This is a genomic window from Thiovibrio sp. JS02 (genome assembly GCF_053485635.1).
Map to the genome: position 1 here is coordinate 2,039,497 of NZ_CM130715.1, position 14,625 is coordinate 2,054,121.

The 14,625-nt window shown below is 61.4% G+C and carries 11 protein-coding genes; 9 read left to right on the forward strand and 2 right to left on the reverse strand.

From position 1 onward, the window contains the following. The first annotated feature begins 57 nt into the window (after positions 1-57). Entirely contained in the window at positions 58-795 is a 738-nt protein-coding gene (locus ACUUL3_RS09420; protein ID WP_448550738.1) for a TlyA family RNA methyltransferase, read from the forward strand. Here the strand turns inward: ACUUL3_RS09420 and ACUUL3_RS09425 are convergent. After that, the gene (locus tag ACUUL3_RS09425) at positions 771-2,525 is read right to left on the reverse strand and encodes an HD domain-containing phosphohydrolase (protein ID WP_448550739.1); all 1,755 of its coding nucleotides are present in this window, start codon (positions 2,523-2,525) and stop codon (positions 771-773) included. The genes ACUUL3_RS09420 and ACUUL3_RS09425 overlap by 25 nt on opposite strands. Positions 2,526-2,660: 135 nt before the next feature. On the opposite strand from ACUUL3_RS09425, the gene ACUUL3_RS09430 reads away from it, so the two are divergent. From ACUUL3_RS09430 to ACUUL3_RS09460, 7 genes are all read left to right on the forward strand, one after another. Beyond that, the gene (locus tag ACUUL3_RS09430; protein WP_448550740.1) at positions 2,661-3,326 is read left to right on the forward strand and encodes a DUF3047 domain-containing protein; all 666 of its coding nucleotides are present in this window, start codon (positions 2,661-2,663) and stop codon (positions 3,324-3,326) included. Between the two features lie 179 nt (positions 3,327-3,505). Then, positions 3,506-3,973, forward strand: coding sequence for an SH3 domain-containing protein (locus tag ACUUL3_RS09435; protein WP_448550742.1), 468 nt, complete (start codon positions 3,506-3,508; stop codon positions 3,971-3,973). Positions 3,974-4,258: 285 nt separating this feature from the next. Further along, positions 4,259-5,662 (forward strand): sigma-54-dependent transcriptional regulator, encoded by a 1,404-nt coding sequence (locus ACUUL3_RS09440; protein ID WP_448550744.1) that lies wholly within the window; start codon positions 4,259-4,261, stop codon positions 5,660-5,662. A 31-nt stretch (positions 5,663-5,693) separates the two neighbouring features. Beyond that, positions 5,694-7,799, forward strand: coding sequence for a PAS domain S-box protein (locus ACUUL3_RS09445; RefSeq protein ID WP_448550746.1), 2,106 nt, complete (start codon positions 5,694-5,696; stop codon positions 7,797-7,799). Positions 7,800-8,083: 284 nt separating this feature from the next. After that, the gene (locus ACUUL3_RS09450; protein WP_448550748.1) at positions 8,084-8,422 is read left to right on the forward strand and encodes a chemotaxis protein CheW; all 339 of its coding nucleotides are present in this window, start codon (positions 8,084-8,086) and stop codon (positions 8,420-8,422) included. A 268-nt stretch (positions 8,423-8,690) separates the two neighbouring features. Continuing rightward, positions 8,691-9,311 carry a chemotaxis protein CheD gene (locus tag ACUUL3_RS09455; protein WP_448550750.1) on the forward strand — a complete coding sequence of 207 codons (621 nt, stop codon included), beginning with the start codon at positions 8,691-8,693 and terminating at the stop codon, positions 9,309-9,311. A 73-nt stretch (positions 9,312-9,384) separates the two neighbouring features. After that, entirely contained in the window at positions 9,385-9,789 is a 405-nt protein-coding gene (locus ACUUL3_RS09460; protein ID WP_448550752.1) for a response regulator, read from the forward strand. Here the strand turns inward: ACUUL3_RS09460 and ACUUL3_RS09465 are convergent. Continuing rightward, positions 9,786-12,767 (reverse strand): DEAD/DEAH box helicase, encoded by a 2,982-nt coding sequence (locus ACUUL3_RS09465; RefSeq protein ID WP_448550754.1) that lies wholly within the window; start codon positions 12,765-12,767, stop codon positions 9,786-9,788. The two genes, ACUUL3_RS09460 and ACUUL3_RS09465, sit on opposite strands and share 4 nt — an antisense overlap. 143 nt (positions 12,768-12,910) lie before the next feature. On the opposite strand from ACUUL3_RS09465, the gene ACUUL3_RS09470 reads away from it, so the two are divergent. After that, positions 12,911-14,593 (forward strand): prephenate dehydratase domain-containing protein, encoded by a 1,683-nt coding sequence (locus tag ACUUL3_RS09470; RefSeq protein WP_448550755.1) that lies wholly within the window; start codon positions 12,911-12,913, stop codon positions 14,591-14,593. Positions 14,594-14,625: the final 32 nt, after the last annotated feature.

Sequence of the window (14,625 nt, forward strand, 5' to 3'; positions counted from 1 at the left end):
CGGAACCTTGCCACTGCCGATACCGCCGCCTCCGCATTCCGCTCCGCCCGCAAGCGCATGAAACTCCCTCTCCACAGGCTTCTGCTCCTCCGCGGCCTGGCGCCCACACGCGAAAAGGCGCAGGCGGTCATCGCCGCCGGGCTGGTTCTGGTCAACGGCCAGGTGGCGGACAAGGCCGGCTCGCTCTTTGCCGACAGCGTCGCCATCGAGCTGAAGGGCAAGACCTGTCCTTACGTGAGCCGCGGGGGCTTGAAACTTGCGGCCGGCCTCGACCATTTCGGCATCGAGCCCACCGGCTTCACCTGCGCCGACATCGGCGCCTCGACCGGCGGTTTCACCGATTGCCTACTCACGCGCGGCGCAGCCAGGGTATATGCCGTGGATGTCGGCTACGGCCAGCTGGACTGGAGGCTGCGCCAGGATCCACGGGTGGTGGTGATGGAGCGCACCAACGCCAGAAACCTTCAACCCGGCGACATCCCCGAGCCTCTTGACCTGGCGGTGATCGACGCCTCCTTTATCTCTCTCAGGCTCCTCCTGCCGCCGTTGCTTGCCTTTTTCCCCGAAAAAGTCAAGGTCCTGGCCCTGATCAAACCGCAATTCGAGGTGGGAAAAGGCAAAGTGGGCAAGGGCGGGGTCGTGCGCGACAGCGAGCTGCACGAGCAGGTCGTTGCCGAAATCGCGGGGTTTGCTCAGGCCCTGAAGCTCAAAACCGTGGGCATCATTGCCTCGCCTGTCCTCGGCCCCAAGGGCAACAAGGAATTTCTCATCTATCTTGTTTCCGATACGCGATAGCGGCGCCCGCGCCAGTAAAAGTCGTCACACTGCCGCCGGGCCAGATTTTCCCGGGCGAAACGACTGATCAACCCCGAGGTGACCGCCAGGTCGCAGAGATCACCATCCAGTTCCCCCCGCGCCACCATGCCTGCCAGGATGGTCATGGATTCGGAAAGCATCTTGCCCCGCTTGTAAGGGCGGTCCGCCGCGGTCAGCGCCTCGAAGATATCGGCCAGGGCCAGCATCCTCGCCGGCAGTGGCAGCTCCTCCCCGTCCAGGCCGCGCGGATACCCGCCGCCGTTCATCTTCTCATGGTGCATGCCGGCATAAACCGGCACCCGCCGTAATTTCCGCGGAAAGGGCAGGCGTTCGAGCATTCTGATGGTCATCTCCACGTGATGCATCATGACCTTGCGCTCGGTGGGGGTGAGAGTGCCCTGGGGCACGCAGAGATTTTCGACCTCGTCCGGCGCAAGGAGTGGCACCACCGTCCCGGCGATTTCATAGGATTTTTCGGCAAGCCGACGGATCCGGGCAATGCTTTCCGCCGAAAGGCTCTCGCTGCCCAGGTTCACCCGGTCAAGAAAATCGATGATCTCCAGCCACTCCTCCTTTTTCCCCGGCAACTGAGGCGGCCTCTCCTCCCGACGGGGCGCGGAGGCGCACTGGGCGCGCTGAATCAGCTCGACCCGGTGGCGGATCAGCTCGATGCGGTCGAAAATGGTTTCCAGCTTGGTGGCTTTGTCCATCAGATGTTCCGGGGTGGTGATCTTGCCCACGTCATGCAGCCAGGCCGCCATCTTGATCTCCGCAAGCTCGTCCTCGCTGTAGGAGACCTCCCTGAACTTACCGGTGGTGGCCCTGTCGACCTCCGCGGCAATCTGCAGGGTAAAATCCGCCACCCGGAAGATGTGGCCCGCGGTGTGGGGCGATTTCTGGTCAATGGCGTCACCGATGGTTCGGACAAAGGCATCGAGAAAATTCTCCAACCCCCGGACCAGACGCATATTGGTCAAGGCGATGGCCGCCTCCGAGGCCAGGCTGGTCACCATGTCCACCTCGTGTTCGGGAAAGGGAACGACCGCGCCGCTATCCGGATCCCTGGCGTTCAGCAATTGCAGAACTCCGATGACCTCGTCCTCATGGTCCCGCATGGGGATGACCAGCATGGAGCGGGAACGGTAGCCGGTGGAGGTGTCGAAATCCTTTGTTCCCTGAAAATCAAAGCCCTTGGCCGAATAAACGTCGTGGATATTGACGGCCTTGCCGGTCAGCGCGCAGTAAGCCGAGACATTCCGGTGATTATCCCGATTGTTCCGGGTGCGCAGCGGCACCGAGGGCCAGGAAATGCTCTCGCCGCTGCCGCCCATGAATACCTTGAGGGAGTCATTCTGCACGATGGTGAAATCAAGCTCCTGCCGGTCCTCATCCTTAATATAGAGGGTGCCGCCGTCGGCGTTGGTGAAACGCCGTGCTTCGCTGACGATCATCTCGAAAAGGCGGTCGATGTTCTTTTCCGAAGAGAGACCGAGGCCGATTTTCACCAGTTCATAGATGTGGGTCACCTGCCCTTCCGCGAAACGGCGGACTTCCTGGACAACCCTGTCGGTGAGCGCGGCGATGGCCGGGGCCGGCACCTGGGCCATCTCCTTTTCCGCGCAGTTTTCGATTTCCCGGACAACCTTGGCCAGCAATGCCTCCACCGCCGGATGTCTGCTGAAGCGGGAGTGCTCCGAAGAAGTATTCATCGCTTTTCCTCAAAAATAACGGGCCGGCCCGGGTTTTTCCCCGCCCCACCCTGCCCGATGGTGGCGGAAGCGCATTTTCTCCGGTATACTGACGGCCATACTTGCGCCAGCCCCCCAACCACCAGGAAAGATCGCATGCAAAACCCACCGTGCCGTCTGCTGCCCCTCTTCGCCCTCTGCCTTGCCTCCGCCGCCACGGTGGTGCATGGCAGCACGCGGGAGCGGATTCTGGACAATTACGAAAACGGAATTTCCGCCGAATGGCAGAGCAAATCGTTCGCGGGACAGACCTATTATACGGCAGAAAAAACCGCCAGGCAAACCTCCATTAAAGCATCCAGCCAGGCGGCCGCTTCCGGGCTTTTTTACAGGATCGACTATGACCCGCGCGAAAAGCCGCTGCTCAAGTGGAGCTGGAAGATCGAACACACCATCGGAAAAGGCGATGCGCGCACCAAGGCGGGCGACGATTACGCCGCCAGGGTTTACGTGGTCTTTCCCTCCTTTTTCTTCTGGAACACCAGGGCGCTCAACTACATCTGGGCAAACAAGCTGCGGGTGGGGATGGCCGTGCCCAACGCCTTTACGGCCAACGCCATGATGATCGCCGTGGAAAGCGGGGATTCGAAGGCAGGCCAATGGGTTTCGGAAGAAAGGAATATCTACGAGGACTTCAAGCGTTGTTTCGGCGGCGAGCCGCCCCGGGTGGGCGCCATCGCCATCATGACCGACACGGACAACACCGGCGACAGCGTCACCGCCTGGTACGGGCCGATCATCATCGCACAACCCGGGCAATAGCCCGGTCCCGCTGGTGTCCCTCCCCGGCAGCCTGCACCGGCACAAGGTTTGCCTCACCAACCGGGTTGACTTGCCCGGCCGGAGATGCTACCTTGTAAACCATATCTCCCCGGCGCCCCGCGGCCCGGCTTTTTTTCGACTTGCCACACCCAGAACGGATTTTTTCAGGAGTTCCCACCATGACAAGAAACGTCCCCATCCTGACCCGCTTCATCCTTTCCTGCCTTGCCGGCGCGATACTGTTCCTGGCCGCCCCGCCGGCCTTTGCCGCGGAATACGTCAGCGTCCTCAAGGACGGCGTCAATGTCCGTTCCGGCCCGGACACCAACAAGGAGGTCCTCTGGGAGCTCTTCAAGGGCTTTCCCCTGCAGGTCGTCTCCCGCAAGGGAAAATGGGCACAGGTCGTTGATTTTGAAGGCGACAAGGGCTGGGTCTTTGCCCCGCTTCTCGCCAAGGAAAAAACCCTGGTGGTCAAGTCCGACACCGTGAACATGCGGGTCGGCCCCGGGCTGAACTATGAGATTGTGGCCACGGTCAAGTACGGCGTTGTCTTCACTCCCCTGGAAAAAGATGGGGAATGGGTGAAGGTGCAGCACGAGGACGGCACCAGCGGCTGGATTTCCGCAAAGCTTCTCTGGCCGAACTGACCTCCGTCCTCGGCACGAAGAAGCCGCCGGGGCAGTTCAACTGCCCCTTTTTTGCGGCAGCCCTCCTTTACCTTTCCACGGCCCCGCCTTCTGTGTTACTATTTTGCAAGCGTCGCCAAATCCAGCGCCAGCAAGGGATCAACCGCGCCCAGCGCTGTTTTTCTCCGTCGGCTGCGCACGATCATCGGGTGTTTGCGAGACCAGCGTCCCTGATGCCCGGCATGAACAGGCAAGATTCGACTCTCGCCCCGTCGACGACAAAACACCATGGAACCTAAACCCGGCATGGCATACCCCCTCCATCCCGTCCTTCTGGTCGACGACGAGGCGCACACGCTGGCGAGCTTCGATATCGCCCTGCGCTCGCACGGCATCAACAACATCCTCCGTTGCCAGGACAGCCGCGAGGTTCACGAAATCCTCAAACAGCGGCCCATTGAGATCATCCTCCTGGACTTGATGATGCCCCATGTCTCTGGCCAGGAAATCCTCAAGGAAGTGAGCGCACGTCATCCGGAGATTCCGGTGATTATCGTCACCGGGGTCAACGAGGTGGAGACCGCAGTCCAATGCATCCGGAACGGCGCCTTTGATTACGTGCTCAAGCCGGTGGAAATCGAACGGCTCCTGCCCGGCATCCGGCGGGCCCTTGAGATCCGCAATCTCCGCAGGGAAAACACCAGGCTCGCCAGCAGTTTTTTCGCCGACAAACTGGCCCACCCCGAGGCATTTAAGGATATCATCACCAACAACGAGAAAATGACCACCCTCTTCCGCTACTGCGAGGCCATTGCCGAGGGCCGCCAGCCCGTGCTGATCGCCGGGGAAACCGGGGTGGGCAAGGAGAGCATCGCCCGGGCCATCCATGATCTGAGCGGACGGAAGGGCGAATATGTGGTGGTCAATGTTGCCGGCCTTGACGACCAGATCTTTGCCGACACCCTCTTCGGCCATGTCAAGGGCGCCTTTACCGGGGCGGAGCGCAGTCGGCCCGGCCTGGTGGAGCGAGCCGCCGGAGGTTCGCTCTTTCTCGATGAAATCGGGGATTTGAGCGAGGCCTCCCAGGTGAAGCTTCTCCGCTTTCTCGAAGAACGCGAGTATTATCCCCTGGGGGCGGACACCGCAAAACGTTCGGACGCCCGGGTGATCGTGGCAACCCATCACGACCTGGCCAGGGAGCAGGAGCAGGGCCGGTTCCGGACCGATCTTTTTTACCGGCTCAAAACCCATGCCCTGCAAATCCCCCCCCTGCGGGAGAGAAAAAACGACCTGCCGGTCCTGCTGGATTTTTTCCTCGCGGAAGCGGCGAAGGAATTCAGGAAAAAGAAGCCCACCTACCCCAAGGAGCTCCTGCCGCTCCTCGCCAGCTATAATTTCCCGGGCAATGTCCGGGAACTGCGGGCCATGGTCTTTGATGCCGTCAGCAACCACCAGGCCAAGGTCCTCTCCCTGGATATCTTCAAAAAAAACATCGGCGCCCCGGCCGCCGCCACGCGGAAAGAGCCGGCAAGCCCCGGCCGCCGGCGAACCTGGGCCGCCGAACTGGACTCGCTGCCCTCCCTCAAGGAAGCGACCCGCACTCTCATCGAGGAAGCCCTGCAGCGCACCGAAAACAATCAACGGGCCGCCGCCACTCTCCTGGGCATCAGCCCCCAGGCCCTGAACCAGCGGCTCAAGCGCCTGCAGTGACTGTACCCCGTCCCGCCCATCCCGGAACCGCATGACGCCTTCGAAAGGGAACATACTTATTGTCGACGACGAGCCCATTGTCCTCAAACTGCTCGCCATGCAGGTGATGCGCCTCGGCTACGGGGCGGAAACCGCGGGAAGCGGCCAGGAAGCCCTCGCGTTCCTGGGAGGATCCCGTTTTGATCTTCTCATCACCGATATCATGATGCCGGGCATGGACGGCCTGAGCCTCATGCAGCAGGCCAAGGCGGTCCAGCCCGACCTGGAATGCATCGTGGTTTCCGGCCAGGCGGAGGTTTCCATTGCCGTGGAAGCCATGAAGCTCGGGGCGATCAACTATATCCAGAAACCGGTCGCCATGCTGGAACTCGATGTTTCCCTGAGCAAGGGCATGGAGCGCCTGGCCCTGCTCAGGGATCTGCGCAGAAATCAGCTTGCCTTGCAGGCCGCCGCCCGGGACCTCTCCGCGGAAACGGAAAAAAACAGGATGATTCTCGATGCGGCCGGGGAAGGAATTGTCGGACTCGACGCGGCAGGGAAAATAACCCTCATGAACCCCGCCGCCATGCAAATGCTCGGCGTCGCCCCGGAGGATGTGCCGGGCAAGGCCTTTTCGCAATTCCTCCCCACCCCCCCTCCCGACGAGCCGCCGGCAAATGATTCCCCGCCTCTCTGGAACCCTCCTGCCCGGCAGATGGCCGGCGCCTCCCTGCGCCGCCGGGACGGAAGCGAGCTGAGCATCGAATATATCAGCTCCCCCATCATCAAGGAAGGAGAGGTCGCCGGTTCCGTTCTGGTCTTCACCGATATCAGCGAACGCAAAAAAGCCGAGCTTGCCCTGCAGAAGAGCGAGGCCCAGTTGCGGACCCTGATGCAGTCCACCCAGGTCGGCATCTTTCTCTACCGGGACGACAAAATCATTTTTGCCAACCCCGTGCTGGAAGCCATCACCGGCTACAGCGTGGAGGAATGCCGGACCATGCGCAACTGGGGCTTTATCCACCCGGATCATCTGGAAATGGTCAGGGAATACGGCCGGCAGCTCATCCGGGGCCAGGCCTTGCCGAGACGCTACGAGGTCAAGATCCTGACCAAATTCGGCGAGGTGCGCTGGCTTGATTTTCTGGTCAACCTGATCAGCCTGGACGGCCGCCAGACCGGCATGGTGAGCTTCATCGACATCAGCGAGCGGAAAAACATCGAACAGGAGCTGGACAAATACCAGAGGCATCTGGAGCTGCTGGTGGAGGAACGGACCGCCGAACTGGCCCGCATCAACGAACAGCTGCAGGAAGACATCAAGGCCAGAAAAAAGGCGGAAAAGGAAGCGGAGGAACGGCGGCAGCAGCTCATCGAGGCGGACAAGATGGTCTCCCTGGGCATCCTGGTCGCCGGGGTGGCCCATGAAATCAACAATCCCAACAACTTCATCACCATGAACGCCCCCATCCTGCTCCGGGCCTGGGAGGATTTCCAGCCCATCCTCGAAAGGCATTACCGGGAGGAGGGGGATTTTCCCGTGGCCGGCATCCCTTTTTCCGAGATGCGCGAGCACATTCCCGAGCTTTTTTCCGGCATTCTCGACGGCTCGGAACGGATCCGCAGGATCGTTCTGAACCTGCGGGATTACGCCCGGCAGGGGATCTCGGACATGGAGCAGACCGTTGAACTCAACAACGTGGTCAGGGCCGCCCTGGTGCTTCTGGCCAGTCCCTTAAAAAAGGCGACCCACCGGCTTACCGTGGCCTACGGGGAGAACATTCCGCCGGTCAAGGGCAACTTCCAGCGGGCGGAACAGGTCGTCATCAATCTCATCCAGAACGCCTACCAGGCCCTGCCCGGCCCGGAAAAAAGCATCACGATCTCCACGGGGTACGACGGGAAAAGCGACAGGGCCTTTGTGGAGGTTTTAGACCAGGGCTGCGGCATCTCCACCAAGAACCTCAAGCGCATCCAGGATCCTTTCTTCACCACCAAACGCGACAACGGCGGCAGCGGACTCGGGCTTTCCATCTCCGCCGGCATCATGGAAGAGCACGGCGGCAAGCTGGAATTCATCTCCGAGCCGGGAAAAGGGACCAGGGCCAGAGCGCTCTTTCCCCCCGCCGCCGCTCCGGAGAACACGCCTTTGCGCTAGCCCGCGTCAAACCCCGTCAACATTTCCTTAGTTATCAACATTTCCTTATTTCCCGATTTTCTCTGGAAAGGATCAGCATTCCGCCTCCGGCGCCGCGGAAACGTCAAGTTTCCTTGCGGCTCTTTCCCTGTTGCGCCCCAGCCACAAAGCCAATTCTTAACGCGGAAAATCAGCAAGTTAAAAAAAACTCCCTGCCCTGGCATGGTTCTTTCAATAAAAAAAGGCAAACCCCAGATAAAGACGTACCCGCAGTCCAAACCCAAACAAGGCCTGGAGGTAAGCAGATGGGGATTTCCGTTGCAAAAAAAATGACCACCTCCATTCCCTCCGAGGGAAATGGTTATCTTGACGGGGCACTCAGGATCACGGGCATCCTTGGCATAGTCCCGGCGACCGCCCTGCCCCTCTCCAGCGATACGGTAATGGGCGTCATCAACTTTCGCGGCAAGACCGTGCCCGTCCTCGACCTGAGAGTAAACTTCCTTCCCGGCGACGACAACATTGCCGAACAGATCTGCATCCTTTCCGCGGAAACGAACCGGGAAGATTCCCCGCTCATCTTCGGGGCTCTGGTCGATTCGGAAGACGATGCCTATGCCCTGGTCACGGGCAATACGCACTGACAGGAGATCGGACCCTGGCTCGCCGCCGGGTTCAGACTCTTTCCCATAAATTTCCGGGGCGCAAGTACAGCTCCAGCCAAGTAGCCGCTTGGATCGGTCCCCCCCCCTCGCCGATCCAAAACTTCCTGCCAAGTCCTCCTCGGAGGCTTGGCAGGAAGTAGGCTTTTTCCTGCCGCCCTCGACATGGATTTCAGCCAGGGGAAACCACTTTCGTCGGTATGGATTGCCGGCTTTATCGCACCCGGGCAGGAGGATGCCAGGCCGGACCATGCACACCAGCGACCGAGACGACATACTGCCTGCGCCGCACCTTGCCGCGGAATTCTGGGCCGACCAACCGGGGCACCTTTCCCGGCTGGAAACCGAGCCGGACCTGCCGCTCATCAATCTCTATCCGGGCAAACTGCTCGTCACCAACAGAGCCGTTCTCATCGGCACCATCCTCGGCTCCTGCGTGGCGGTCTGCCTGCACAGCGAACGGTTACAGGTGGCCGCCATCTGCCACTCGATTCTGCCGCGGCAGCTGAAAACGCCCCTGGCCGGTAATTTTCCCTATGTGGACACGGCCATCGCCCATATGCTCGATTCGCTGAAGCAGCGTTTCGGCCTGGCCGCCCAGGATCTCACCGTCAAACTCTTCGGTGGGGCATGCGTACTGACGCCGGTGCATGAAGGTCTGGACGATATGGCCATCGGCCAGCGAAACATCAATGCCGCGCATGAAAGCCTGAATCGCTTCGGCTTACGGCCAAGCGTGGAAAAAACCGGCGGCAGCAAGGGGTACAAGATCCTTTTCAACACCAGCACCGGCGAGGTTTTTTTGCGTTACCTCGTTCCGAGGGCGGCCAAAAACCTTGCCGGCACGATCAAGAGAACACATTTGCAATAAGAGAGGGGAAATAAAGATCCCGGGCTGATCCGGACCCGTTCCGGAAAAGCGCTGGATATGAGGCAGGAAGAGCATGGCCCGAAAACATATCCTCATTGTGGAAGATGAAAAGCACACCCGCCTGGCACTGAACATCGTCCTGCGCCAGGCCGGCTTCAATGTGCTCATGGCCAGCAACGGCCGCGACGCCTGGGAGCAGGTCCGCAAGCAGCCCTCCTCCCAGGCGATCAGCCTGATCATCACCGACTTCAAGATGCCGGAACTCGACGGCATCGGCCTCATCGACAAACTGCAGGAGGCGGGCATCGCCATCCCGATCATGGTCATCACCGGGTATGGCGACAACGAGCTGATGCTGCAGTTGCGCCGCCGCGGCTGCGCCGCATACATCGACAAGCCGTTTATCCCGGAAGAGGTCTTGAGCCGGGTGGCAAACGTCCTGCATCAACCCCTCTGCATTCCCTCCACCGTCTTTTAACCGGATTTCACCACGGCAAAGGAAACCGGACAGCGCACCAGCATGCCGGCCTTGTTGCGGAAGAGCAGATGGTTGTTTGCCAGGCCGAAGAGATACAGCTCCCTGGTGATCTCCACGTCCTTCCGGCAGTATTCGCTGATCTTGTCAAAAGCCCCCTCCCTGTACCAGGCAAGAGCCAACAGGCCGTTGGCCGATTTCTTGATGCCCAGGGTATGCTCGGCCAGATGGTCGAGGCTTAAGCGGTAGCCGAGGCGGTCCCGGACCTTCTCCAGGATATCCAGGGTCGGCAGGCCGGCCAGATCCTCGCCGGTGTAAGCGGAGAGCACCAGATTATCAAAACGCTTGTTGTTGAAGCCGATGACCAGATCCAGTTCCTTGAGGCGGGCAACCAGCTCGCCGATCCGTTCCTCCTCAAAAATCAGGTAGCGGTCCTCTCCCGAATCATAGAGCACCCCGATACTGACCCCCATCCTGGCGGCATGCTGCCAGCCGCCCACCTCGGCGGCCGAACGTTTGGTTTCCAGGTCGAAAACCCCGTAACGCAGCGGCCGCGCCGCCTGGACGACAAGCGGGGCTTTGGCGACCGCCTCCTGCGGCCCGGCATCCGTCTCCGCCGCTTCGCCAAGGGTGAGCCCCACCTCCCCGCGCCCGCCGCCGGCATAATCCCCATGCACCAGGCCGTTCAACAGCTTTTTCGCCGCCGCCTTGTCAATGGGCCGGTTGCCGGAACCGCATTTGGGGGAATGTACGCAGGAGGGACAGCCCACCTCGCAGGGGCAGCTCTCGATGGTCCGCAGGGTAAGACGCAGCAGCTCGCCGATCTCGCGGAAGGCCTGACGGCTCAAGCCAACGCCGCCGGCATAGCCGTCATAAATAAAGACCGCGGCCCGGCCGAGCTGGGGGTGAAAGGGATAGGCAATGCCGCCGACATCGTTGCGGTCGCAAAGAACCACCAGGGGAAAGATGCCTATGGCGCCATGCTCCAGGGCATGGATGCCGCCCATGAAATGCATCCGGGCCTGCTCCAGATCCTGCTGCAGGGCCCGGGGAATCTCCAGCCAGAGCCCTTCCGTTTCAAAAACCTGGGGCGGCAGATCAAGCAGTTCGGCGGAGAGAAGCTTCTGCCCCTGCACCAGCCGCCGCTGGAAGCCGGTCACGGTGTCGGTCACCCGCAGCCTGCCCCAGGAAACCTTGAAATGGGGGAACTCGCGGCTGCCGCAGACCTCGAGGATCTCGGTTTCCTTATTGCTCATGGCCCGGGTGAAGTAATTGACATTCCGGCGCGCCACCGTGACGTTGTGACCGTTCAGATCGAGGTCGAGCACCAGCCAGGTCTGTCCCCGATGCAGATAAATGGCGCCGGGGTGGCATTCTTTGAGACATCTGATCCCGTCGATCCGCCCCAGGGGCTCGGAACTTATCGCCTCGCTGATGGTGAAGGACTTTCCGCTGCCCCTGAGATCCACCTCCCGATGCGGATACTTCCGGTTGGTAAACCAGTTTCTGCCGTCGGCGCCCAGCAGCAGCGCACCCTCGGCGCAAAGCCTTTCGATGGCCTCGCGGACGCCGGGCTCGGCCAGCAGGGCATCGTCCGCGGCCAGAGGCCGCTCGGCCACGGCGCAAAGCAGATGCCTGGCCAGGATCACCGGATTTTCCGGATTCAGCACCGCGGTCTCCACCCCGCGCCGGAAAAATTCCTCGGGATTGCGCAGGAAAAACTGGTCCAGGGCATCCTCCTGCCCCGCCAGGATGGTGAGGGATTCCCGCAGTTTGCGGCCGACCCGGCCGCTGCGCTGCCAGGTTTGCATCACCGTGCCGGGATAGCCCACCAGAATGCAGATATCGAGGGCGCCGATATCGATGCCCAGTTCCAGGGCGCTGGTGGCCACCACCCCGTAGAGGCTGCCGTCGCTCATTTTCGCCTCGATCTCGCGCCGTTCCTCGGGCAGATAGCCGGCCCGGTAGGAGGTGAGCTTGTGCGCCAGGCCCTTGAGCCGTTCCTGGGTCCAGACCGCGACCAGTTCCGTCATCTTCCGCGACTGGGTGTAGACAATGGTGCGCAGCCCCCGCTTCATGGCCGCCTCCAGCAGCTGGCTGGCGACATGGGCGGCGCTGTCCCGGGGATCCATGAAGAGAAAATGACGCGGCCCCTGGGGGGAACCGCTTTCCGTGATGAGGTCCACCGAGAAGCCGGTGAGATCGCGGGCCAGCTCCGCCGGATTGCCGATGGTGGCGGAGGAGAGGATGAACTGCGGCGCACTGCCGTAAAGGCGGCAAATCCGCTTAAGCCGCCTGAGCACCCAGGCCAGGTGGGAACCGAATACCCCCCGGTAGGTATGGGCTTCGTCGAGGATCACGAATTTAAGCCCGGCAAAAAAAGCGGCCCAGCTCTCGTGGTAGCCCATGAGGGAGAGATGGAGCATGTCCGGGTTGCTGATCAGGATCCGGGGCGGATTTTCCCGCAGCTTCTTGCGCTGGTAGGCCGGGGTGTCGCCGTCGCAGATGGCTGCCGGCGGCCTGAGTCCCGGCGGCAGACCGCGGGCCAGCTCCTCCACGGCCCGGAGCTGATCCTGGGCCAGGGCCTTGAGGGGAAACAGATAAAGGGCCTTGGCCGCGGGGTCGGCCAGCACCGCCTCGAAAACCGGCAGGTTATAGATGAGGCTCTTGCCGCTGGCCGTGGGGGTGGCCACCATGACGTGCCTGCCCTGACGGACCAGATCGATGGCTTTGGCCTGATGGCTGTAGAGCCGGCCGATGCCCAGGGCCACCAGGGCCTCGGCAAGCTCGAAGGACCAGGCGGATTCCGGTTCGCCATAACGCGCCTTCCGGGCCGCGGCCTGGTGGTGGTGCACCACCTGCCGCCCGAAGCGGGGAGAGGACTTGAGGCTCAAGAGGTATTCCGCCACCGAGCCGTCCCCGGCCAAACCGCCGGGGTTCTGTTCTTTCTTTTCTTTGCCCACGCTGCTTTTGCCCGACATTTTTCCAGAAAAGCTATTGACCCGACAGTGCTAAAACACTAAAAGAAGGGAATCGCTCCCGCCTGCCAATTATCCCGTCTTTCCCGGGCGTTCGCGACTTGCCGGAAAACACCACTATAAACCTTATGCACGGATAGTTCACCATGGTTTCCATAGCCACCCTCGGGCCACGGGGCTCCCATGCCTGGCAGGCCGCCCGCCAATACAACCCTGCCGCGGCGATCAGCCTTTTTGCCAGCCTTACCGCGGTCATGCAGGCATTCACCGAGGGAAAGGCCGATTTCGCCCTGCTGCCGTTCTACAATACCCGCACCGGGCAGAACCACGAGACCGGCCGCCTGATCAGATCCGCAGGCAAAGGGTTCTGGCGGGACAACATCGTCCTGCCCAGCCATCTCTCCCTGGGCGGACTCGACACCGACACGCCACTTACCACCCTGCTCGGCAAGAGCGAGGTTCTTCGCCAGTGCGAAGAGTATATTGCCACGACCTTTCCCCAGGCAACCCTGGTGGCGGCGCCCGATCTGGATGCGACCGTCGCGGGAATCACCGGCAAGGGACTTTGCGACCACGGGATAATCGAAACGGAAGAGGCGCTCAAGGCTTACGGCCTCAAGATTCGCGCCCGGGAGATCGCCCCCCACAACCAGACCCGCTACGTCGTCCTCGGCCTGAGTCCTGCCGGGCGCAGCGGCTACGACGCCACGGCCCTCGTCACCACTCCGATCAAGGACCGGGTCGGCATTCTGATGGACCTCCTGGGGGAGTTCGCCAAACGCAGCATCAACCTGCTGGACATGCAGACCGAAACCGACCCCAAGAGCCAGAAACTGCGGTTCTTCATTGAACTGGAAGGCCACATGGAGGATGAGGGGGTCCGTCAGGCCCTTACCCGCATTGAAACCCAGGTCATCCAGGAACCCGGCTCGGTGAAGGTACTGGGCAGCTACCCCCGAGTGGACATGCGGCCCAAGCACATCAAGCGTTTCGGTTTCATCGGCAGCGGCGAAATGAGCCTCTGGTTCGCCGACCGCTTGAAAAGCGAAGGCTATGAAACCGTGATCACCGGCCGCAGCAGCAAAATCAAGCCGGCGGAAATGATCCCCCAGGTCGACGTGGTGGTGATCTGCGTACCGATCAGCGCAACGCCGGCCAGCATCAAGGAATTCGGCCCCCTGCTCAGGGAAAATCAGGCCCTGATCCTCCTGGCCGGCGAGGCGGAAAACGTGATCAATACCGCCCTGGCCCATACCCGGGAAGGCGTCGAGGTGCTCCTGGTCCATAACCTCTGGGGCCCCAAGGCCGCCAGCATGAAGGACAAGAACGCCTCGGTGGTGCGCACGCCCCGCTCCGGCATGCTGAGCAGCGAGTTCGAGGCCTTTCTCTACAAGCACGGCACCATCATTTCCATCGATACTCCCGGCGAACACGACCTGATGATGGGCGTGAGCCAGAAACTGCCCACCTCCATCTCCGTGGCCCTGGCCATGGCCCTCAAGGAAAACAGGATCGCGCCGGATCAGATCGGCAGCCATTCCACCCTGACCTCGCTCTACTCCATTCTCTCCATGGCCAGGGTGCACAGCCAGAACCCGCGTACCTACGCGGAAATCATGGCCACCGGCGGCGAGGGCCGCCGCATCGTCGACAGTTTTGTCGAAAATCTGCGCAAAATCAACGAACTTGCTGAATCTTGCGAAATTACGGCCCTCTGCAAAATCATCGAAGAAAACCGCCTCTATCTGAGCGAGGAGTTCCTCGCCGACCGAATGCGCCAGGCCCTGGCCGTGGATGAAACCCTGGGCCGGGTGATCAGCCGCGACTGATGCTTTCCTTTCCGCGCCCCAGGATCTGAGCC